Origin of the sequence: Pelagimonas sp. (assembly GCF_050633425.1) — a bacterium.
GTDB lineage: Bacteria > Pseudomonadota > Alphaproteobacteria > Rhodobacterales > Rhodobacteraceae > Pelagimonas.
This window is the reverse complement of the sequence record NZ_JBOEGM010000025.1, coordinates 99,954-120,835: the sequence shown is the minus strand read 5'-3', so window position 1 is coordinate 120,835 and position 20,882 is coordinate 99,954. Positions and strand designations below refer to the sequence as shown.

Annotated in this window: 18 protein-coding genes; 12 read left to right on the top strand and 6 right to left on the bottom strand. The window is 57.3% G+C overall.

From position 1 onward, the window contains the following. The 10 genes from ACRBB0_RS21000 to recN form a co-directional block, all read left to right on the top strand. On the top strand, positions 1-1,229 hold a 1,229-nt coding region (locus ACRBB0_RS21000; protein ID WP_431376424.1), incomplete at its 5' end, for a hypothetical protein. A 259-nt stretch (positions 1,230-1,488) separates the two neighbouring features. Then, a complete protein-coding gene (gene murB / locus ACRBB0_RS20995; protein ID WP_431376423.1) occupies positions 1,489-2,415 on the top strand; it encodes a UDP-N-acetylmuramate dehydrogenase in 927 nt (308 codons plus the stop codon). A 128-nt stretch (positions 2,416-2,543) separates the two neighbouring features. After that, positions 2,544-3,458 (top strand): D-alanine--D-alanine ligase, encoded by a 915-nt coding sequence (locus tag ACRBB0_RS20990; RefSeq protein ID WP_431376422.1) that lies wholly within the window; start codon positions 2,544-2,546, stop codon positions 3,456-3,458. Beyond that, positions 3,446-4,345 (top strand): cell division protein FtsQ/DivIB, encoded by a 900-nt coding sequence (locus ACRBB0_RS20985; RefSeq protein WP_431376421.1) that lies wholly within the window; start codon positions 3,446-3,448, stop codon positions 4,343-4,345. Before ACRBB0_RS20990 ends, ACRBB0_RS20985 begins: the two co-directional genes overlap by 13 nt. Positions 4,346-4,351: 6 nt before the next feature. After that, entirely contained in the window at positions 4,352-5,680 is a 1,329-nt protein-coding gene (gene ftsA / locus ACRBB0_RS20980) for a cell division protein FtsA (RefSeq protein WP_431376420.1), read from the top strand. A 153-nt stretch (positions 5,681-5,833) separates the two neighbouring features. After that, positions 5,834-6,994: a calcium-binding protein gene (locus tag ACRBB0_RS20975; protein WP_431376419.1), complete on the top strand. Its 1,161-nt coding sequence runs from the start codon at positions 5,834-5,836 to the stop codon at positions 6,992-6,994. A gap of 412 nt (positions 6,995-7,406) precedes the next feature. Continuing rightward, positions 7,407-9,059: a cell division protein FtsZ gene (gene ftsZ / locus ACRBB0_RS20970; RefSeq protein ID WP_431376418.1), complete on the top strand. Its 1,653-nt coding sequence runs from the start codon at positions 7,407-7,409 to the stop codon at positions 9,057-9,059. A 347-nt stretch (positions 9,060-9,406) separates the two neighbouring features. After that, on the top strand, positions 9,407-10,336 hold the full coding sequence (lpxC, locus tag ACRBB0_RS20965) for a UDP-3-O-acyl-N-acetylglucosamine deacetylase (RefSeq protein WP_431376417.1): 930 nt from the start codon (positions 9,407-9,409) through the stop codon (positions 10,334-10,336). A 132-nt stretch (positions 10,337-10,468) separates the two neighbouring features. After that, entirely contained in the window at positions 10,469-11,323 is an 855-nt protein-coding gene (locus tag ACRBB0_RS20960; RefSeq protein ID WP_431376416.1) for an outer membrane protein assembly factor BamD, read from the top strand. Positions 11,324-11,371: 48 nt separating this feature from the next. After that, a complete protein-coding gene (recN, locus tag ACRBB0_RS20955; RefSeq protein WP_431376415.1) occupies positions 11,372-13,024 on the top strand; it encodes a DNA repair protein RecN in 1,653 nt (550 codons plus the stop codon). Between the two features lie 31 nt (positions 13,025-13,055). Here recN and ACRBB0_RS20950 read toward each other — a convergent pair whose 3' ends face one another. Both ACRBB0_RS20950 and ACRBB0_RS20945 read right to left on the bottom strand, forming a co-directional pair. Then, positions 13,056-13,583 (bottom strand): DUF1772 domain-containing protein, encoded by a 528-nt coding sequence (locus ACRBB0_RS20950; protein ID WP_431376414.1) that lies wholly within the window; start codon positions 13,581-13,583, stop codon positions 13,056-13,058. Then, positions 13,580-13,957: a hypothetical protein gene (locus tag ACRBB0_RS20945; RefSeq protein WP_431376413.1), complete on the bottom strand. Its 378-nt coding sequence runs from the start codon at positions 13,955-13,957 to the stop codon at positions 13,580-13,582. The genes ACRBB0_RS20950 and ACRBB0_RS20945 overlap by 4 nt, the downstream gene beginning before the upstream one ends. 79 nt (positions 13,958-14,036) lie before the next feature. Here ACRBB0_RS20945 and ACRBB0_RS20940 point away from each other — a divergent pair, with 79 nt between their 5' ends. Then, entirely contained in the window at positions 14,037-14,630 is a 594-nt protein-coding gene (locus ACRBB0_RS20940) for a TetR/AcrR family transcriptional regulator (RefSeq protein WP_431376412.1), read from the top strand. 22 nt (positions 14,631-14,652) lie between these two features. Here the strand turns inward: ACRBB0_RS20940 and ACRBB0_RS20935 are convergent, their stop codons facing one another. Then, positions 14,653-16,026: an FAD-binding oxidoreductase gene (locus ACRBB0_RS20935; RefSeq protein WP_431376411.1), complete on the bottom strand. Its 1,374-nt coding sequence runs from the start codon at positions 16,024-16,026 to the stop codon at positions 14,653-14,655. Between the two features lie 142 nt (positions 16,027-16,168). On the opposite strand from ACRBB0_RS20935, the gene ACRBB0_RS20930 reads away from it, so the two are divergent. Further along, a complete protein-coding gene (locus ACRBB0_RS20930) occupies positions 16,169-17,779 on the top strand; it encodes a chloride channel protein (RefSeq protein ID WP_431376428.1) in 1,611 nt (536 codons plus the stop codon). Positions 17,780-17,790: 11 nt separating this feature from the next. Here ACRBB0_RS20930 and ACRBB0_RS20925 read toward each other — a convergent pair whose 3' ends face one another. The 3 genes from ACRBB0_RS20925 to ACRBB0_RS20915 all read right to left on the bottom strand — a co-directional run bounded on the left by ACRBB0_RS20925 (position 17,791) and on the right by ACRBB0_RS20915 (position 20,768). Next, positions 17,791-18,435: an SH3 domain-containing protein gene (locus ACRBB0_RS20925; RefSeq protein ID WP_431376410.1), complete on the bottom strand. Its 645-nt coding sequence runs from the start codon at positions 18,433-18,435 to the stop codon at positions 17,791-17,793. Positions 18,436-18,589: 154 nt separating this feature from the next. Then, on the bottom strand, positions 18,590-18,934 hold the full coding sequence (locus ACRBB0_RS20920) for a DUF427 domain-containing protein (RefSeq protein ID WP_431376409.1): 345 nt from the start codon (positions 18,932-18,934) through the stop codon (positions 18,590-18,592). Between the two features lie 67 nt (positions 18,935-19,001). Further along, positions 19,002-20,768, bottom strand: a complete 1,767-nt coding sequence (locus ACRBB0_RS20915; RefSeq protein WP_431376408.1) for an aminopeptidase P family protein — start codon at positions 20,766-20,768, stop codon at positions 19,002-19,004. Between the last annotated feature and the right edge of the window lie 114 nt (positions 20,769-20,882).

Below are 20,882 nucleotides of genomic sequence, written 5' to 3'. Positions count from 1 at the left end.
CCGACGCCACCGCCGCCGCCAGAGCCACCGCCGCCGCCGCCGCCGCCAGAGCCACCGCCGCCGCCGCCGCCAGAGCCACCGCCGCCGCCATATGGCGAAATATCCAATCCGATGCGCAAAACCTTGTGTCTGTTGGTACAGGGGCTATTGGGCCGTTATGGGTTGAAACCTCGCCGCTGCAAGAGCGGAGGGAGAGTGTTCAATCTATCCTGCAAGAGAGTGGCCAATCTGAAGATTGGGCCTTTTGGATCGACTGGTACAACGGGTTGTTGAACGGCACCGCGCCACCCGCCAATCACCCAATGTTTGTTGAGATCGCCTTGTTGCCGGATGAGGTTTGGAAAGACGAACCCGAAGCGCTCCGCCAGATTGATGCGATTTGGAAAAGGCATCTTGCAGAACAAGTGATTGCCGATAACCCAATTGGGGTCAGAATTGGCTATGATGCGGGTAAGGGAAAGCTCAATTCATTCCCGTTTGAGGAACGGGATTTAGAGCAAATCGTCAAAGATGTGCGAACGGCATTGCGCGAGTTTAAAAGCCGCTGCAAGAAAAGTACCAGCAACCTTGGCATGGCTGCGCTTTCGGCATTTCAAAATGACATCGAACAACTGCGCGAAGATGTTTCTAAGTATAAGTCAAACCCACGGGAGTTATTGCGCGTTGTCGAGGAGACACGGCAATCTCTTGCACGCAAAGCGCAGGACGAAGGGTTTGGACGTGATAGCAATGTGGATCGCCTGCTTGGCAATTTGCACAATCGCGAAGACGATATTTGTGCGATGGCTCCGGAAGTGTTGGAGGAAGTCAAACGTCGTTTAAGAGTGCGTTCCCAAAGGTTCTCGATAGAGCAGATGCAGGCGGCAATCCGGATGACCGCCGGGATGGTGACGGATAGCGACGGCGTTCTGCGCATGGCCTTGGCAAGAGCGTTGTTTGTCGTTGCAAATGACGACTGTGGCGAAGAAGAAAAGGCCGCTGCTTGGACTTTTCTATTGGGGGCGCTCCCTAGGGGGGCCAAAGAGTTGAACGCTGTTGGAAAAGACGGAACCGATTTGTCGAAGGATGGTTCGGCGATGGACATGATTGTTTCCGCTGCGGACAAGGCTAACAAGTTGGACAAAGGTGTCGACGCGATCCAAGAGGCGGTCAAAGAGGGTGGGCCTTGGGTGACCGAAACTTTCACGCAGATTACGTCGGGCAACCTTTGGGGGGTGCTCGGGGGCTGAGAGGCCTTTGGCTGAGTGTTTCCACTGGATCGTCGCCTTGCGACGATTGCGCCCGACCCGCCCCATGGGCGGGCGCATTGCGCCCACCCCGTGTCGGGCGCTGCTGTGCCTTGATGGATTGGGTTGTCGATCCTTGGTTTGGCTTGTGGGGTGGTTTTAGATCTATTTAGGATGTGCGGGGTCTACCCGGGTTTTGGGTCAGGCGCTTCGCTTTGTTCTTTCGCTTGCCCTTTTGGCCGCTGAGATTTAGCAAACCCATATGACCAGTTTTCCCCAAACCCGCGGGCGTTTGACGCCTGATCGATCTTTGAATGACCTGACCTGGCTGCGTGTTGGCGGCCCGGCGGATGCTTTGTTTCAACCGGCTGATCGGGATGATCTCAAGGATTTTCTAAAATCCTTGGACCCGAGTGTTGCTGTCTTTCCGATGGGGGTTGGGTCAAACCTGATTGTGCGCGATGGGGGTATTCGCGCCGTGGTGGTCCGCATGGGGCGCGGTTTTAACCATATCGAGGTTGAGGGCACGCGTGTCACTGCGGGGGTTGCGGCACTGGATGCGCATGTGGCCAGACGCGCCGCGCAGGCGGGGGTTGATCTGACGTTTTTGCGCACGATTCCGGGGGCCATCGGTGGCGCGGTGCGGATGAATGCGGGCTGTTATGGCTCTTATGTGGCGGATCATTTTGTCAGCGCCACGGCGATCACGCGGGCGGGTGAAGAGGTCACTCTGACGGCTGATGATTTGAATTTCCAGTACCGCCAGAGCGATTTGCCTGAGGGATGGGTGATTGTTGAGGCGGTGTTTGAAGGTGTGGCGGGTGACCCGGAGGAGTTGGACGCACGCATGACAGCGCAATTGAAGAAGCGCGATGAAACCCAGCCGACCAAGGACCGGACAGCTGGCAGCACGTTTCGCAACCCGGCGGGATTTTCCAGCACAGGTAAGGCGGATGACAGCCATGAGCTGAAGGCGTGGAAGGTGATTGATGAGGCTGGCATGCGTGGTGCAACCATTGGTGGCGCGCAAATGAGCCCGATGCATTCGAACTTTTTGGTCAATACAGGAGGGGCCACGGCGGCCGACCTCGAATCATTAGGGGAAGAAGTGCGAAAAAGGGTTTTCCAAAACAGCCAAATAGAGCTAGTATGGGAAATCATGCGGGTAGGTGAACCGGCGCCGGAATAGGGATAGGCCACAAGGCAACGCCCACGCGACGGATACCCAAATGAACGCGACCACAGGCAGGTCGTGCAAAATAACAAGGGGACAAGCCCGAAAAGGGATAAACCCCAGGTACATGAGGCGGTTTTGGGATGTCGAGCAGGACACTCCCGAAAGTAGTGGTGTTGATGGGTGGGCCTTCTGCGGAACGCGAAGTCTCCCTGTCGTCCGGGCAGGAATGCGCTGCTGCTTTGAGGGGCGAAGGTTTTGAAGTTGTAGAGATTGATGCGGGTGCCGATCTGGCTGCCCGCCTTCAGGCTGTTCAACCGGATGTTGTGTTTAATGCGCTGCATGGTCGGTGGGGCGAGGATGGTTGTGTGCAGGGCGTGTTGGAATGGTTGGGGTTGCCCTATACGCATTCCGGCGTTTTGGCTTCGGCGCTTGCCATGGACAAGGAACGCACCAAAGAGATTTACCGCGCAGCCGGTTTGCCTGTTGCGCAAAGCGTGTTGGCGGATAAGGCTGAGGTTGAGGCGGGCCATATGCTTGCGCCTCCCTATGTGGTGAAACCTTATAATGAGGGGTCATCGGTTGGCGTTTATCTGGTCGATGAGGCGGCGAACGGCCCGCCCAAGCTGTCAGATGAAATGCCGCAGACTGTCATGGTTGAGACATTTGTTCCTGGTCGTGAATTGACGACAACCGTGATGGGCGATCGCGCATTGGCGGTGACCGATATTTTGACCGACGGTTGGTACGACTATGACGCCAAATACAAAGAAGGCGGGTCGCGCCATGTGTGCCCGGCGGAATTGCCCGATGAGATAACGGCGGCCTGTGAAGACTATGCGTTGCGCGCCCATCAGGCCTTGGGATGCCGAGGTGTGAGCCGGACGGATTTCCGTTGGGATGACACCAAGGGTATCGACGGCTTGATCTTGCTGGAAACCAACACCCAACCCGGCATGACCCCGACATCGCTGACGCCCGAACAGGCTCAAGCCAAGGGGTTCAGCTTTGGGAAGTTCTGCGCTTGGATGGTGGAGGACGCGTCATGCAACCGCTAAATCGCAACGCAAAATCGGCCAATGCCAAAGTGGCGCGTCACGATCCGGCCCCGTCGCGTTTGAAGTACCGGATGGAACGGTTGAAACTCACGCCCGGATTTCGGTTTTGCATGCGTGTGGTTTTGCCCTGTGCCATGGCCTTTGGCGCGGTGTCGCTGTGGGCGTCGTCTGATGACAATCGGGCCGCCTTCAACCAGATGATCGCCGATGCGCGCGAAACCATCGAGAGCCGCCCTGAATTTCAGGTCAAGCTGATGGCCGTTGATGGTGCCAGCCCAAAGGTGGCCGAGCAAATCCGCCAAGCGTTGCCGGTCGACTTTCCAATCAGCTCCTTTGACCTTGATCTTGGCAAAATGCATGAGACCGTCGTGGCCATGCATGCGGTCAAAAGCGCCCAGGTGCGTGTCCGTCAAGGCAATGTTTTGCAGATTGAAATCGAAGAACGCGTGCCTGCTGTCTTGCGCCGGGGCGACCGGGGGCTTGAGCTTTTGGATGAAACCGGCGCGCTGGTTGGACCAACGAAAACGCGGGCCAATCACGTGATGTTGCCGGTTATTGCCGGGGACGGGGCGCATGATGCCGTGCCAGAAGCATTGGCCTTGTATAAGGTCACCGGCCCGTTGCGGTCGCGATTGCGTGGATTTGAGCGGATGGGGGCCCGGCGTTGGGATGTGGTTTTGGACCAAGGCCAGCGCATTTTGCTTCCTGAAGCGAACCCGGTGCGCGCGCTGGAGCGCACCATTGCGATGGACCAAGCCATTCAAATGCTGGCCCGTGATTTGGTTGTGGTGGATTTACGTCTTCCGCGCCGACCCACCATTCGCATGGGTCAAGATGCGACACAGGCCATGTGGGCCGCACATACTATAAATGCTGCTGGGGAATAAGAACAAATGATCGAGCTCTACGAATCCCAACGGGCGATGCGCAACATGCGCAAAGCGGCAATGCAACGCGGTGTTGTGGCGATTTTGGATGTGGGAAGTTCCAAGATCGCGTGCTTGGTGCTGCGGTTTGACGGATCTGATCCGGCGGATGACGGGATTGGATCGCTGGCGGGGCAATCTGGCTTTCGTGTGATTGGCGCAGCAACAACCCGGTCGCGGGGCGTGAAATTCGGCGAGATTTCGTCGATGGGCGAAACCGAGCGCGCCATTCGAACGGCGGTGCAAGCGGCACAAAAGATGGCCGGTATTCGCGTCGACCATGTGATTGCCTGTTTCTCGGGCGCGGGGCCGCGCAGCTATGGGTTGGCCGGAAGCGTTGATGTGATGGGCGTCACGGTTGACGAACAAGATGTCGCCCGCGTTCTCAGTTCCTGCGATGTGCCTGACTTTGGGCACGGACGTGAGGTGTTGCACGCGCAGCCGGTGAATTTTGCGTTGGATCATCGGTCAGGTCTTGAGGATCCGCGTGGGCAGATCGGCAATGAACTGGCTTGCGACATGCACATGCTGACCGTTGATGCACAGGCGATCCAGAATATTGCCCATTGCGTCAAGCGCTGTGATCTGGAGCTGGCGGGTCTTGCCAGCTCGGCCTATGCGTCCGGTGTTGCGGCCTTGGTCGAGGATGAACAAGAGCTGGGCGCGGCTTGTATTGATATGGGCGGCGGGAGCACCGGCGTCTCGATCTTTATGAAGAAACACATGATCTATTCGGACGCGGTTCGGATGGGCGGGGACCATGTGACGTCTGACATTTCTATGGGCTTGCAGGTTCCAACGGCCACGGCCGAGCGGATTAAGACCTTTTATGGCGGCGTTGTCGCCACGGGCATGGATGACCGCGAGATGATCGAAACCGACGGTGAAACCGGCGATTGGGAACATGATCGTCGCACGGTTTCGCGGGCGGAATTGATCGGGATTATGCGACCCCGCGTTGAAGAAATTCTCGAAGAGGTGCGCGGCTGTTTGGATGCGGCTGGCTTTGATCATCTGCCCAGCCAGCAGATTGTGTTAACCGGTGCCGCGAGCCAAATTCCCGGTCTCGACGGGCTGGCATCGCGGATTTTGGGGCACCAAGTGCGTCTGGGGCGTCCGCTGCGTGTGCATGGATTGCCACAAGCGGCCACCGGTCCGGGCTTTGCGGGCGCGGTTGGGTTGTCGCTCTTTGCGGCGCATCCGCAAGACGAGTGGTGGGATTTCGAAATCCCGGTCGACAAGTACCCGGCGCGTAGCTTCAAGCGTGCGGTGCAGTGGTTCCGCGACAACTGGTAACGCGAAGGTCAGGAAAACCGGAGGTCGGGTTTTCCGCAAGTGACTGACATCAATGAGAGCTTTAGTTTTGAGTTCAACAGGTCCTTTCAGGTTATCTGAGAGGGCCTTTTGTTTTGATGCGTTGCCCCAGCGCCCGATTTGAAAGCCCGCGACATGCCTTTGACGATTTTTCCCCACCCTTCGGCGTTTTTCCAACTGGATATGGATCATCCGTTTTACACGCATCCCAAAGGCGTAACGCATGGCACCGACGATGCGGATACCTGGACCGGTGAGAACAGCGCCGAGTATTATGTCGGTTGGGGCGGCAATGATGTGCTGTTTGGCTATGGCGGCGATGACACGATCTGGGGTGGGAATGGGGCGGACAGCATGGATGCCGGTGACGGCGAAGATTTGGTTTATGGCGGGTCGGGCAATGACGTGATCACCGGATCGCAAGGGTCTGACACGGTGTATGGCGGCAGCGGCAACGACCAGATTTGGGGCGATCATTCAACGGCCCCCGGCTCTGATGTCAGCCAAACCTCTGACGATTACCTAGATGGCGGAACGGGCGACGATTCCCTCTACGGCGAGGTCGGGGACGACACGCTTTTTGGGGGGGACGGGGATGATGGTCTGAGCGGTGGGGACGACGATGATTTCCTCGCCGGTCAAGATGGGGCCGACACATTGAATGGCGGCAATGGTCAGGACACGGTGATTGGCGGTGCTGATAACGACGTTTTGTATGGTTGGCATGGCAATGACGACATCGAAGGCGGTGGCGGTGATGATGTTGTCTATGCTGGATATGGCGCGGATACCGCCAGCGGTGGCAGCGGTGCTGATACCCTAGCGGGGGCACAGGGCAATGATGTGTTGTCGGGGGATGATGGCGCGGATGAGCTTTATGGCGAGGCGGGCCATGATCAGTTGAGCGGTGGTAATGGAGCCGACCTTTTGGAAGGCGGCGCGGGGGATGATGGCCTGTCGGGGGGGCGTCATGCGGACACCCTTTCTGGCGGGGATGGCGAAGACACGCTCAACGGCGGCGGCGGCAACGACGATATGTTTGGCGGAAGTGCGCTTGGTGAAAGCGACGTGTTTGTCTTTGCTTCGGGGCGCGACAGCGTGTTCGACTATGAGGTCGGCGTTGACGAAATCCGCCTTCAAGGCGGATTGTCTTCCTCCGGGGGATATACATGGCGCCCCGTGACAACCCTGTCGGAAGGTGGCGCGCATCTGTCGGGCATTGAGATTGATTTTGGCGGCGGTGACCTGCTTTTGATCGACAACGTCTCGGATGTGGCTGATCTTACATTTGTCTAGGGGCCAGACCCAAAGGCGGCGCGGTGCGAACAGTGGTTCGATGCGCGCAACCCACTATATATAGATGGTCCCCCATATTCCTTGGTGACAGGGGGGAAGATATTTGCTAAGATTGTTTTAACCGCTCCGATCAAGAGACGCGGCCATGGGTTCGAGCAGGATCCTCACATTGTTATTCCTGACGCAGCGCATCTCCTCCCGTGCGCCGCGCCTTTTGTCTTGTGCTTATCGTTACGAAATCCGCAAAATCTGGCCTTTTGGGCGAAATACCGCGAATGTTGGCCAAAAACATGGCATATTTGGTATGAAATGCGTGTTTTTTGCGTGACGTGGTCGGTGCCAGTCGCTATTCTGGCACGTAACGGGCCGAAAACAGGCCTGATGTGATTGTCAAAGCACAGGCGGAAAGCACATGACATTGAACCTCACCATGCCCGGTCAGGAAGAGTTGAAACCTCGTATCACCGTATTCGGCGTGGGCGGGGCAGGCGGTAACGCCGTCAATAACATGATTGAAAAGAACCTCGAAGGCGTTGACTTCGTGGTTGCCAACACCGACGCGCAAGCGTTGCAGCAAAGCGCGTCATCGTCACGTGTTCAGCTGGGCGTTAAAGTCACCGAGGGTCTCGGTGCTGGTGCGCGGGCCACGGTTGGCGCGGCTGCGGCCGAAGAAAGCATTGAACAAATCGTTGATCATCTGGCGGGGGCACATATGTGCTTTATCACCGCTGGTATGGGCGGCGGCACCGGTACGGGTGCGGCTCCGATCATCGCACAAGCGGCTCGTGAACTTGGCGTGCTGACCGTTGGTGTTGTCACCAAGCCCTTCCAATTTGAGGGCAACAAGCGGATGAAACAGGCGGAAGATGGCGTTGAGAACCTCCAAAGGGTTGTCGACACGCTGATCATCATTCCGAACCAGAACCTGTTCCGTCTGGCCAATGAAAAAACCACCTTTACCGAAGCCTTCAGCCTTGCAGATGATGTTCTGTATCAAGGTGTTAAGGGCGTGACCGATCTGATGGTGCGTCCCGGCCTGATCAACCTCGACTTTGCCGATGTTCGCGCTGTGATGGACGAAATGGGCAAGGCGATGATGGGCACAGGCGAAGCCGAAGGCGAAGATCGCGCCATTCAGGCGGCTGAGAAAGCCATCGCCAACCCACTGCTTGACGAAATCTCGCTCAAGGGTGCCAAAGGTGTGCTGATCAACATCACCGGCGGTCATGACCTGACATTGTTCGAACTGGACGAAGCGGCGAACCGCATTCGCGAGGAAGTCGATCAGGAGGCGAACATCATCGTCGGCTCGACACTTGATGACGGTCTTGACGGTATGATGCGCGTTTCGGTTGTTGCAACCGGGATCGACGCGGTGGAAAGCCATGCGGAAACGCCGCTTCCCCGCCGGTCACTGTCGCAGCCAGGGTCGACCAAAGCGGTTGACGCGCCTGCCATGGCCCCAGTTGCTGCGGCGGCTGTTGCTCAGGCGGCTGTTGCTCCTGCACCAGAACCAATTCCTGCGCCGCAGCCAGAACCGGTTGCTGCACAATATCAAGAGCCTGAACCCTCGTTGTTCCAAGGTATCGACGCTGAGCGGGCGCATGTTGAAGAGCCAACCGACAGCATCTTTGAGGATGAGCAGGTTCTGGACGACGACGGTCTGCCACCCCCAGCGTATCAGCCTGCCGTGGCGGAATTCCGTCCGCAGCCAGATACAATCGAAGCTGATCCACAGGATTTTGTTGCGCCACGTGGCCCCGCCGCCGGTACGCCCAACCCTGACATGGTTGCCCGTGTCAAAGCGGCCGCCGCGCGCAGCCGTGAAGAACAGGCAGCAGCCCAGCCCGAAGTGGAAGCGGACAAGCCACGTTTCAGCGTGAACTCTCTGATCGGTCGCATGACAGGTCATGCTCAGCAGCCGGCAGCACAAGAAGCGCCTGCGCCGCGTCGCCAACAGCCTCCGGTTCAGGCACAGCGCCCTGCGCCAATGCCAGAAGCCGAAGCCGAGCCAGAAGATGATCGGATTGAAATCCCCGCCTTCTTGCGCCGTCAGGCCAATTGATCGGCGAGATTTGCCGCTAAATTATTAACAAAAAGTAACGCCCTCGGACTCCGGGGGCGTTTCCTTTTGTGTCATATGGTGCAGTTTCCGTGAGGGCGCAGCGCGTTTTTACTGACAATTGAACATGATCACCCTGTGCATAACGGTGTGGAGTGTTTTGTTTTTCTGTTTAATTTTAGGGTGTTATGTGGCGCAAGTGAGAGATGCGCGGGGTTTCGCCCACCGCGTTCGGTGCATGTTTCACTTGGTTACAATCTTTGATTTGAGCCGTTGAGCGCTAACGCGTATCTCATAGCGAGAAGCCGCGACCCGAGTGGGGAGGGACGTGGTAACCAATAGGATGCCACGTGCAAACAACCATCAAATCGGCGATCACCTTTGACGGCTTTGGCCTACATTCCGGGAAACCGGCCTGTCTGACAATCCGTCCTGCCCCTGCCGATTATGGCGTTTGGTTTCAAAGAACCGATATCACATCCGGTGAGTCGCGCATCCCAGCCCGCTGGGATCTGGTTGAAGCGTCACCGCTTTGCACGTTGCTGCGAAATGCAGACGGAGCGAGCGTGTCGACCGTTGAACATGTCATGGCGGCGCTGTCGGGCTGTGGTGTCCACAACGCATTGATCGAAATTGATGGCCCTGAAGTTCCTATCCTCGATGGGTCTAGTATCCCATTTGTGCGCAATATCCTTGAGATTGGGTTAAGCCACCAAGATGCCCCTATGCAGGTCATCGAAATTCTTGCACCTGTGACGGTGAAAACGGATCAGGGCTGGGCGCGTTTGTCACCGGTGGAAGCCGGGCAGGGGCTTCAGATGGATTTCCACATTGATTTTGTGGATCGCGCCATCGGCCAACAACACAAGCGCCTGAATCTTGCCAATGGGACCTTTGTTCGTGAATTGTGCGACAGCCGGACATTTTGCCGGGCGGCAGATGTCGATGCGATGCGCGCGGCAGGTAAAGCTCTGGGCGGAACCTACGAAAATGCGGTTGTTGTGGACGATGAAAAAGTGCTGAGCCCAGGCGGTCTGCGCCATAGTGACGAAGCCGTTCGGCACAAAATGCTGGATGCTTTGGGTGATTTGGCCCTAGCCGGAGCACCGATTGTTGGCCTGTATGAAGGCCACAAGGCCGGGCATGCGATGACAAATGCCCTTTTGCGTGCGCTTTTTGCGACACCATCGGCATATCGGATGCGTCATTGTGACGATATTCTGGCCCAAAACCTGCCTGGTGCGGGCGTGGAACAGGATGAAATCCCTCTTCATTACTGACGTTTTTGCCATGGGCGGACCTACGCGCATGAAATACGCGTAAAGACGTTTTGCACCGGAAAATTCTGTGCTAGACCGAAGCCAATAGGGCCGCGCAAGGTGGCCGGACTTGAGATCAAAAGGTAGTCGCGCATGGCAGGGGGCAGATCACGGTTTGTACTGATCGGGGCGATCTTTGGTGCTTTTACGCTGGCAGGGTGTTCAGAACTGCAGCCAAAGGGAACGGGCCCCGGTGGGAGGCCGCTTGAAGGTTACACCGCCGAGCAGATTTTTGAGCGTGGCGAGTATGAGCTTTCGATCGATGATTACGAAGAAGGTGCGCTCTTTTTCAGCGAAATAGAACGCCTGTACCCATATTCTGAGTGGGCCAAACGCGCTTTGATCATGCAGGCCTTTGCCCATCACCAGGACAAGAATTACGAAGAGGCGCGCTCAGCTGCGCAGCGCTTTATTGATTTTTATCCTGCTGACGATGATGCGGCCTATGCGCAATATCTGTTGGCGCTGAGCTATTATGACCAGATCGAATTGGTCGGGCGGGATCAGGGTTTGACCTTTCAGGCGTTGCAAGCCCTGCGGACCGTGATTGAACGCTATCCAGATAGCGAATACGCGCGATCGTCGATCCTGAAATTTGATCTGGCGTTTGACCATTTGGCTGGCAAGGAAATGGAAATCGGCCGCTATTATCTCAAGCGCGACCATTTCGGTGCCGCCATCAACCGGTTCCGCGTTGTTGTCGAAGATTTCCAGACCACCACCCATACCGCTGAAGCGCTGTACCGTTTGGTTGAGGCGTATTTGTCGCTTGGATTGGTGGAAGAGGCACAGACCTCGGCGGCGATCTTGGGACATAACTATCAGTCGTCTGATTGGTATGACTTGGCGTTCTCGCAACTCAAGGGCCATGATTTGGAACCGAAATTGTTTAGTGGCAACTGGCTTGCGTCAGCTTATCGCCAAACGCTCAAGGGCGAATGGCTGTAAGGGCGGCGTGGTTCGGCTCTGGCATTGTGACTTACCGGACGGATAACGATGCTGCGCGCGCTTGAAATCAGAGACATGTTGATCATTGACCGGTTGGACCTCGCGTTCCAGCCGGGCCTGAATGTTCTGACCGGTGAGACTGGTGCAGGTAAGTCTATCTTATTGGATTCGCTTGGCTTTGTTCTGGGGTGGCGGGGCCGGGCGGAGCTGGTGCGAAGCGGGGCCAAACAGGGTGAAGTCACCGCTGTTTTTGAGCTGGCTGAGGGCCATGCCGCGCGCATTGTACTGGAAGAGGCCGGACTGCCGAGCGGTGATGAGCTTATCATGCGGCGGGTGAACACCGCCGATGGGCGCAAAACCGGTTGGGTGAATGATCGCCGCGTATCGGGCGATGTGTTGCGGCAGCTGTCGGCGACGTTGGTTGAGCTGCATGGCCAGCATGACGATCGTGGCTTGCTTGATCCCAAGGGGCATATGACCATTTTGGACAGCTATGCCGGGAATGACGCGACGCGCAACAAGGTTCGCACCGCGTGGTCCAAAGTCGGCAAAGCCAAACGCGACTTGACCAAGGCGCGCACCGCTTTGGAAGAGGTCCGCGCCGAAGAAGAGTTTTTGCGCCATTCGGTCGAAGAGTTAAACAAGTTGGGTCCGGCACCGGGCGAAGAGGCCGAGCTGGATAAGCGCCGGCGCAGCATGCAACAGGCGGAACGAATCCGGGATGACATTGCTCAGGCGTCCTCTGCGCTTGGGTATGAAGGGGCCGAAGGGGCGATGGCCAACGCGTTGCGGTGGCTGGAAGGGGCGTCTGACAAGGCCGATGGGCGGCTGGATGCGCCGATGAATGCGCTCACCCGTGCGATGGCGGAATTGGACGAAGCCTCACGCGGGGTTGCCGATTGTTTGGACGGGCTTGAGTTCAATCCGGTTGATTTGGAAGACACCGAAGAGCGGCTTTTTGCGCTGCGGGGCTTGGCGCGCAAACATCAGGTTCAGGCCGACGATTTGGCCGGTCTCAGTGTTGAGCTGTCGGCACGGCTGGCGGCTTTGGACGCTGGGGAAGCCCAGATGTCTGATCTTGAAGCCGCTCTGCGAAAGGCAGAGGCCGAGTATGATGCGGCCGCCGTCAAGTTGACTGAGAATCGGCGCAAGGCTGCCAAACGCCTCGATGCGGCTGTGGCGTCAGAACTGGCTCCGCTCAAGATGGAACGCGCTGTTTTTGTGACAGAAATCACCGAGGTTCAGCCCGGAGCAGAGGGCGCTGATGCGGTGTGTTTCACCGTTGCCACCAACCCCGGATCTCCGGCTGGTGCGCTTAACAAAATCGCCTCGGGTGGGGAGCTGAGCCGGTTCCTTCTCGCGCTCAAAGTGTGTTTGTCTGAGGAGCGCAACGACGGCACCACGATGATCTTTGATGAGATCGACCGGGGTGTGGGGGGCGCAACTGCGGATGCTGTTGGGCGCCGTCTCAAGGCGCTGTCGGATGGCGGGCAAGTCTTGGTTGTGACCCATTCTCCGCAGGTTGCGGCGCTTGGGGGGCATCACTGGCGGGTTGCCAAACATGTTTCGGCAGGGGTGACGACATCGGATGTTTCGCCGCTTGATCCAGATCAGCGGGAGGCCGAAATCGCCCGAATGTTGTCAGGCGATACCGTCACCGAAGAGGCCCGCGCTGCGGCACGGGCCCTGTTGGCTGGTTAATGAGAGCTCAGGCTTTGACCCAGATTTGGGGTTAGTTTTGGGGCGACTCTTTGAGAGCTGACGTCGTTTGGCCCAGTTTGAGAAGACCCAAAGCGCATAACAACAAACTCCCACCCGAGACCACGGTCCTTAGAATGTTGTAGGTTTGCCAACGGGATGAGTAGGTGATCCAGATGTCCTGCGCCGCCTCGGACGACGCGGGGATGGGGGTTGCGGCCAAGGCGTCGTTCATTGGGACATTGACCGACATGGTGAGCAGCAATGCGCCCGCAAAATAAAGGCTGGCTGCCAGCGCAAAATACACTCCAGACACCTGAGCCTGAACCCGCCACGCGGCGATGGCGGCAACAGCGATGACACAGGGTGTTCCAAAGAAAATCGGGGCAAAGACCGCGTTGCGGACGCTTGCGTTCATGGCTTGCATGGCAGCGATTGCGACCTCGGGCTTGGCCGCATCGAGCCCCCACATCGTTGAACAAATCCACGCATAAAAGAACCCAAAGATGGCACCGGAAAACAGGATGGCAGCGATCGCGGTGAGGTGACTGATGGTCTTCATTCTTGGGCGGCCTTTGCGGATGTGCGTTTGAAGAACAAATTCGCCATGATGGTCAAAACTGCGAGCTGCGCTGCCAGAACTGCTGGCCAGATTTCTGGAAAGGCGGGGTCGAAATATTTTTGCGGTCCGAAGCTCAGCAGCGCCATGAGTGCGGCACCGACGGCCAGAATATCGCCCCCACCATGACGCCCCATTTGTAACGCGGCCGCCGCGCAGGCGATGGATGCGGCGAGAAAGGGAGCCAGTGCAAAGAGGGCGATGCTCCGAGGAGGGTGGGGCGGCACACCGGCATAAAGCGACGCTACCATAACGACTTGCAGAATTATCAACGCCCAAAGAGCGGCGGGAATGGCGGTGGGAGAATATCGAAACATGTGCGTATCCGTAATTGTGTGTACGTTTGCATGTTGGTGTAATTGGGTGTACGGTTTTTGTCAAGCAGGAGAAAACCCGATGCGCAGCGAAGCCAAAGAACACCGAGAACAGCAGATCGCCGATGCGGCTTATGCATTGATGTCAGAAAAGGGATATCAGGGGCTGTCGATGCTTGCGGTTGCCAAGCGGGCAAAAGCCTCCAATGAAACGCTTTACCGGTGGTACGGCGATAAACTTGGGCTGTTTCAGGCACTTATCGCCCGAAATGCCCAGCGGATCGTTGAGGCGCTCGACCATGCAACCAAAGAAGACCTCTCAGCGCGCGAAACGCTGCGTGGCATTGGGCCGGTTTTGTTGGCGATGCTTTTGTCACCTCAGGCCATTGCCCTGAATCGCGCGGCTGCGGCAGATGCGAGCAATACGTTGGGGCAGGTCTTGGCACAATCGGGGCGCGGAGAGGTTTTTCCGCGCATTCAAGCGTTGTTTCAACAGTTGGTTGATCAAGGTGAGCTAAACGGCCCGGTCGAAACTGCGGCGACGCTTTGGATCAGTTTGTTGATAGGAGATTGGCAAGTCCGCTGTGCAACGGGGGCCATGCCCCCCCCCAGCGCCGCCCGGCAGTCAGAGCGTGCTCAGTCTGCCGAGGCGTATTTGTTTCAGCTTCTGGGCTAGGTCACAGAAACGGGGCTGGGGTTTAGTTTCCGGGCACCAATTTGCCGGGATTCATGATGTCTTGTGGGTCCAACGCATGTTTGATGGCCCCCATGACGGTCCAGGCCTCGCCGTGTTCCGCATCCATATAGGGCTTTTTACCAACACCGATGCCATGTTCGCCTGTGGATGTGCCGCCAAGGGCCAAAGCGCGTTTCACAAGGCTGTTGGACAGGCGTTTGGCTTCTTCCATTTCTGCTGGTTGATCAGGGTCGATCAACAAAATGGCATGAAAGTTGCCATCGCCCACATGGCCCAAAATCGGCCCCGGAAGTATCGAATTGGCGATTTCAAGCTGGGTTTCTTCTACGGCCTGGGCCAGTTGGGAAATTGGAACACAGATGTCAGTCACCAAAGCCCGCGCCCCAGGCCGTGAGGCCAGAATTGCGTAATATCCGTTGTGACGCATCGACCAAAGCGCGCGCCGCTCTTCTTCGCGCGAAGACCAGCGAAACGGTGAGCCATCATGATACGAAACGATTTCAGCGAATCTTTCGGCGTCTTGGGCGGTGCTCTCCGGGCTGCCGTGGAATTCAACCATGAGATGCGGGGATTCGTCCATCGACACCCCCGCATAGTCGTTAAATGCTCGGGCGGTATCGGCGCAGGCGAATTCGATTCGGGCCATGGGAATGCCCATCTGGATGGTTTCCGTGACGGCCGCGACCGCGCAAGCCATGTCTGGAAAGCTACATATCCCGGCGCTGATCGCCTCGGGGATGCCGTGCAGCTTTAAGGTGAGTTCCGTCGCCAAGCCCAAGGTGCCTTCGGAGCCAACCATCAAGGCGGTGAGGTCATACCCGGCGGCCGATTTGCGCGCCCGCGTGCCGGTTTGGATCACACGACCATCGCCCAGCACCACCTGCATGCCCATCACATTGTCGCGCATCGAGCCATAACGTACGGTTGTTGTCCCCGAGGCGCGGGTCATCGCCATGCCACCAATCGACGCGTTGGCACCGGGATCGACAGGGAAAAACAGGCCGGTCGCGCGCAATTCTTCGTTCAGTGTTTCACGCGTAACACCGGGTTGCACCACCACATCCATGTCAGCGGCGTTGATGCTGATGATTTTATTCATCCGCGAAAAATCGACGCTTATCCCGCCTCGCATGGCAAGCGCATGCCCTTCAAGAGAGGTTCCCGCCCCCCAGCCGATGACAGGCACGCCATGTGTTGCGCAAATGCTTACAATCTTTTGAGTTTCTTCAGTGTTTTCCGGAAAAACCACCCCATCCGGCGGTGTTAATGGAAAATGTGATTCGGAACGACCATGCGCCTCCAGATCGGACTTGGACAAACTTAAACGTTCGCCTAGTAGAGTGTGCAATTCTGCAATCGCCTGTTGTAAGGGCATTCGGGCCTCCGGATTCAATTGGGGGCATATTAACGAAGCTTAAACATTGGCGAAACCCGCCGATTATGAGGAGGTCCCAGTGCTGGGTCAATTGCGCCACCAGTTGCGGCAGGCAACCCAAGCTTTTGGCGAGGGTTGGGACATGGTGCGCCACGAGGCACCGAGCCAGATTCAGTTTTGGTTGATCGCGCTTGGCTTGGGGATCGTATCGGGCTTGGCCGCAATCGGGTTTCGGGCTGCGATTGAGTGGTTGCAAGCCAGCGTTTACGGCACCGCGAATGTCAACTCTCTGCACAGTTTCGCAGAACTTTTGCCGTGGTATTGGGTGCTTTTGATACCCGCGTTTGGCGGTGTTGTTGTTGGGTTCATTCTTCATCACATGACGCCAGATGGCCGGGTGCGATCGGTTGCAGATGTGATCGAAGGGGCTGCTTTGAACGATGGTCGGGTTGAGACCAAGGCCGGTCTGGGCTCTGCGCTGTGTTCGTGGATCACCTTGTCGACCGGGGGCAGCACAGGGCGCGAAGGGCCGGTCGTTCACATTGCCGCCATGGCAGCCAGTTGGGTGGCCAATAAGCTTCGGGTTGATGGCGTCACGGGCCGGGATTTGATGGGCTGCGCGGTTGCGGCGGCGGTTTCGGCAAGCTTTAACGCGCCAATTGCCGGAGCCTTGTTTGCGCTAGAGGTGATCCTACGTCACTTTGCGCTGCACGCCTTTGCGCCAATCGTTGTCGCCAGCGCTGCGGGGACAGTGATCAACAGGTTGGTCTATGGCGACGTCACTGAATTTGTCCTTCCCGGCACCACGACGGTGGAATTCTATCTGGAATTGCCCGCTTTTTTCATGCTTGGATTGGTTTGCGGATGTGTCGCGGTGGTCATGATGCGGGCGATTTTCTTCGCGGATGATGTCGAAACGGAACTGCAAAACCGGCTGAGCCTGCCGTATTGGCTACGACCAGCGGTGGCCGGGTTGTTACTTGGCGGTTTGGCGATCTTTTTCCCCCATATCATTGGCGTTGGATATGAGACCACGTCTCTGGCGTTGACCGGCAACCTGATGTTGCACGAAGCCTTTGTCTTTGCGGTTCTCAAAGTGCTGGCCGTGTCGCTGACGGTTGCGGGGCGCATGGGGGGCGGGGTGTTTTCCCCGGCGTTGATGGTCGGTGCGCTGACCGGGCTGACCTTTGGCCATATTGCGACCGGCTTGTTCCCTGAAATGTCGTCGGCCTTTACTTTATATGCATTGGCCGGCATGGGGGCCGTTGCGGCGGCGGTTCTTGGCGCGCCCATTTCAACCACGTTGATTGTGTTTGAACTGACCGGGGATTGGCAGACTGGGCTTGCGGTGATGGTGTCGGTGTCCATGTCGACGGCGCTGGCCTCACGTCTTGTGGACCGCTCGTTCTTTTTGACCCAGCTTGAGCGGCGCAAAGTGCATTTGGCCGCCGGGCCGCAGGCCTATTTATTGGCGATGTTTCGTGTTCAGGGGGTCATGCGGCGGCCCACAGATGAGAACGCAGCGGATGAGAAGCTCTGTCTCGAGCTGATCGAACAGGGGTTATATGTCTCAGCGGAGGCGACGCTGGAAACCGCGTTGCCGCTGTTGGATCGCTCGGATTTGAGCTTTTTGCCGGTGGTGATCAAAGACGGAAGCAGCCCCCCTGTGTTGCAAGGGGCGCTGTTCCATGTCGATGCTCTCAAGGCCTATAATCAAGCGCTGGCGGCCACCGCTGAAGAAGAGCACAGCTAGTCGCCGCAGAGTTACCGGCGTGGCAAGCGTTGTGCCATACAATGGCGAAACGCACGGCCGTAATTGTGTTCGCAGGCATCAAAGGCGGCTTGCAGATCGGAATACGGTTTTGGCTGTGGCTGCGGGGCAGGGCGCGGGCGGTCGGGGCGTTGCTTGGTCAGATAGGCTTTGTGCGCCCAGCCGATCAGCCCCGATTTCAGCTTGACCAAGCGCCATTTGCCGCTTTTGCCCAAGACATCCACCTTCATGCCGTTGTGAATTTTGCGCAGCACATGGTAATCGGTGCCCGGACCTTTGCGCAGATTGAGATCACCGTAAGGCGCATCGACCCAACGTTGGCCATCGGAATACTGCGGCGGCTTGGGATGGTGAGGCTTGGGCTGGTGCGGCTTGTCATGGCTTAGAAACCGGCCATGCGCCCATCCGATTGTATCGGTTTCATGGTGATAGACCTTGGCCCAGGTGCCGGGTTTTGCAATCAGGGTGACCTTACTTCCGTGCTCCATTTTTTCCAAAACGTGATAGCCGGTTGAGGGGCCTGTGCGCAGGTTGAGATAGCCGTCGCGCGGGGCATCGACAAAGAGACGGGGGCCTTCGGAGGCGGAAACGGCGCTGGCAAAGCTCAGGGCCAAAAGCAGAAATACGAAGCGGAACATGACAACCTTCCTTATGAAAATAGTGATGAGGAGACTGTGTGTTTGGCGCGCTTGTTATACAATAACCGGCGATTGTATGTTCATAACTTGTTGAATTTAAACGAAAACGGCACCCGTTAGGATGCCGCCAAATAATCGTCATTTGCAAACGAACTTAGGGGATTTGTTCGATCGCGACACCTTCTTGGACCTGAAACGCCAGGTAACCGGCGATTTGCTTGGCGTTATCGTTGGGTGTTTCATAGCTCCAAACCGCATTTTCATAGGTTTTGGATTTTGACATGATCGAAAAGTAAGACGCTTCGCCTTTGAAGGGGCAGGTGGTTTTGTGATCGGTGGCTTCGAGAAAGGCCATGCCGATGTCTTCGCGGGGGAAGTAGATAACCGGGGGGTAATCCCCTTCAACCAACTCCAGCGCCCGGTTTGTTTCGCCCAAGACGGCACCTCCGGCACGAATGGTCCAGCTGCCCTCGGCTGGTGTGATTGTGATCTTGCTCATGTCTCTCTCCCCCTGTTCGTTTCGTATGGTCCCGGATCAAAGACACGGGAAATGTATCAACAATATGTCAGATAGCCCGGCAAGCCCGTGACAGCCAGTCTTTTGCGGCCCCTTCTACCAAAGGACTAACGCGGACCTCAACTTCGGCGTGATAGCTATTGAGCCAATCGCGCTCGTCTTCTGTAAGAAGGGTAGGGTTAACAAGCCGTGTATCAATGGGCACCCAAGTCAGGGTTTCAAAGCGCAACATATGGGGCACGGTTTGGCCGGGCAGGGCGGGGGCATCTTGGACGGCGATCAGGTTTTCGATCCGAATACCAAAGGCCCCTTCCTTGTAAAACCCTGGTTCATTTGACAAAATCATCCCGGCTTCAAAGGGCACTGTGCCTGTGCTGGCCAGACGCTGGGGGCCTTCGTGAACCGAGAGATAGGCCCCGACACCATGCCCGGTGCCATGGCCGTAATCTAGCCCGTCTTGCCAAAGGGCCGTGCGCGCCAAAACATCCATGTCACGCCCAGCCAAGCCGGTTGGAAAGCGCAGCCGTGAGATGGCAATCATCCCTTTGAGCACCAAGGTGAAGGCGCGGCGCTCTTCTTGTGTGGGCGTGCCGACCACAACTGTACGGGTGATATCGGTGGTGCCATCCACATATTGCCCCCCGGAATCGACCAACAAAAGCTGATTGTTTTCAACGGTGCGATTGCTGGTATTGGTCACGCGGTAATGCACGATCGCCCCGTTGGGCCCCGCGCCAGAGATTGTCTCAAACGAGATATCGCGCAAGGCATTGGTGGCCCGGCGTTCCGCTTCGAGCCGTTGAACGACGTCGATTTCGGTGAATTCTCCGCCGGTTTGGGTCTCAAGCCAGCTCAGGAACCGCACCATAGCCGCCGCGTCGCGCAGATGTGCGGCCCGGCTACCGCTCAGTTCGGCATCGTTCTTGCGGGCCTTGGGCAGCAAACAGGGATCTTGCGCCTCAATCGTATCACTCAAGAGGTCAGCGACAATCACCGGGCAGGTGGCGGGATCAATTTGCACGCGGCCAGTCAGGTTTTGAACCGCTGGCAAAAAGGCGTCGACCGGGTTTAGATCAACCAAATCGCCAAAGTGGTCCCCCAGAGATGTGACTTTGTCCTGCGCAATGAACAGAGAGACCCGCCCTTTTTTGTGCAGAATGGCAAACCCATGTGGCACCGGATTGCGCGCAATATCACGGCCGCGAATATTCAAAAGCCAGGCGATGGAATCGGGGAGGGTGATAATGGCGGCATCAGCCTTGAGATCAGCGGCCAGGCGTTTGATCTTTGCTTCATGCGGCTCACCGGCCAGTTCAACGGGTTGGGCAAAGGCCTCGCCCATGGGGGGGGCGGGTTGGTCGGACCAAATGCTGTCGATCAGGTTGTCGCAGGAGCGCAGTTCATGATCCCCGAGCTTGGCCGCCAATGCCCGCTGTTGATCAAGCGACAACAGCCAGGGATCAAAGCCGACAACCCCTTTGGGCAAAGCCTCGGCGATCCAATCCCCAAGCGACACTTCCGGCCAATCCACCGGCTCAAACACATCTGCGACCTGAGCGCGGACCTGCACCCGGTAGCGTCCATCAACAAACACACCGGCGCGGGTCGCCAAAGCAACACACCATCCCGCCGATCCTGTAAAACCGGTCAACCAAGATAGCCGTTCATCATGGGCCGAGACGTATTCACCTTGGTGGGCATCGGCGCGGGGGACCAAAAATGCATCGACGCCTGCCGCCGTCATTTCTGAGCGCAAGGCCTCCAATCTTGCCGGACCTTGCTGGGGTGTGGCGGAGTCTTCAAAGCTTTGAAACATCGTCGGTTCCTCTTGGACACAAGTTGGACACAAGCCAATCAAGACCTTGGCTTAAAACAATTTTTGAACACACAAGCAGCACGGCCTGCCAAACCCACACCTCAGCGGGCGTCT

Excerpts from the sequence above, each read along its gene's own strand:
- ACRBB0_RS20920 (WP_431376409.1), bottom strand. The coding sequence starts at position 18,934 with ATGAGCAAGATCACAATCACACCAGCCGAGGGCAGCTGGACCATTCGT.
- recN (WP_431376415.1), top strand. The coding sequence starts at position 11,372 with ATGCTGCGCGCGCTTGAAATCAGAGACATGTTGATCATTGACCGGTTG.
- ACRBB0_RS20935 (WP_431376411.1), bottom strand. The coding sequence starts at position 16,026 with ATGCCCTTACAACAGGCGATTGCAGAATTGCACACTCTACTAGGCGAA.
- murB (WP_431376423.1), top strand. The coding sequence starts at position 1,489 with ATGACCAGTTTTCCCCAAACCCGCGGGCGTTTGACGCCTGATCGATCT.
- ftsA (WP_431376420.1), top strand. The coding sequence starts at position 4,352 with ATGATCGAGCTCTACGAATCCCAACGGGCGATGCGCAACATGCGCAAA.
- ACRBB0_RS20930 (WP_431376428.1), top strand. The coding sequence starts at position 16,169 with ATGGTGCGCCACGAGGCACCGAGCCAGATTCAGTTTTGGTTGATCGCG.
- ACRBB0_RS20940 (WP_431376412.1), top strand. The coding sequence starts at position 14,037 with ATGCGCAGCGAAGCCAAAGAACACCGAGAACAGCAGATCGCCGATGCG.
- ACRBB0_RS20985 (WP_431376421.1), top strand. The coding sequence starts at position 3,446 with ATGCAACCGCTAAATCGCAACGCAAAATCGGCCAATGCCAAAGTGGCG.
- ACRBB0_RS20960 (WP_431376416.1), top strand. The coding sequence starts at position 10,469 with ATGGCAGGGGGCAGATCACGGTTTGTACTGATCGGGGCGATCTTTGGT.
- ACRBB0_RS20950 (WP_431376414.1), bottom strand. The coding sequence starts at position 13,583 with ATGAAGACCATCAGTCACCTCACCGCGATCGCTGCCATCCTGTTTTCC.
- ACRBB0_RS20990 (WP_431376422.1), top strand. The coding sequence starts at position 2,544 with ATGTCGAGCAGGACACTCCCGAAAGTAGTGGTGTTGATGGGTGGGCCT.
- ACRBB0_RS20975 (WP_431376419.1), top strand. The coding sequence starts at position 5,834 with ATGCCTTTGACGATTTTTCCCCACCCTTCGGCGTTTTTCCAACTGGAT.
- ftsZ (WP_431376418.1), top strand. The coding sequence starts at position 7,407 with ATGACATTGAACCTCACCATGCCCGGTCAGGAAGAGTTGAAACCTCGT.
- ACRBB0_RS20925 (WP_431376410.1), bottom strand. The coding sequence starts at position 18,435 with ATGTTCCGCTTCGTATTTCTGCTTTTGGCCCTGAGCTTTGCCAGCGCC.
- ACRBB0_RS20945 (WP_431376413.1), bottom strand. The coding sequence starts at position 13,957 with ATGTTTCGATATTCTCCCACCGCCATTCCCGCCGCTCTTTGGGCGTTG.
- ACRBB0_RS20915 (WP_431376408.1), bottom strand. The coding sequence starts at position 20,768 with ATGTTTCAAAGCTTTGAAGACTCCGCCACACCCCAGCAAGGTCCGGCA.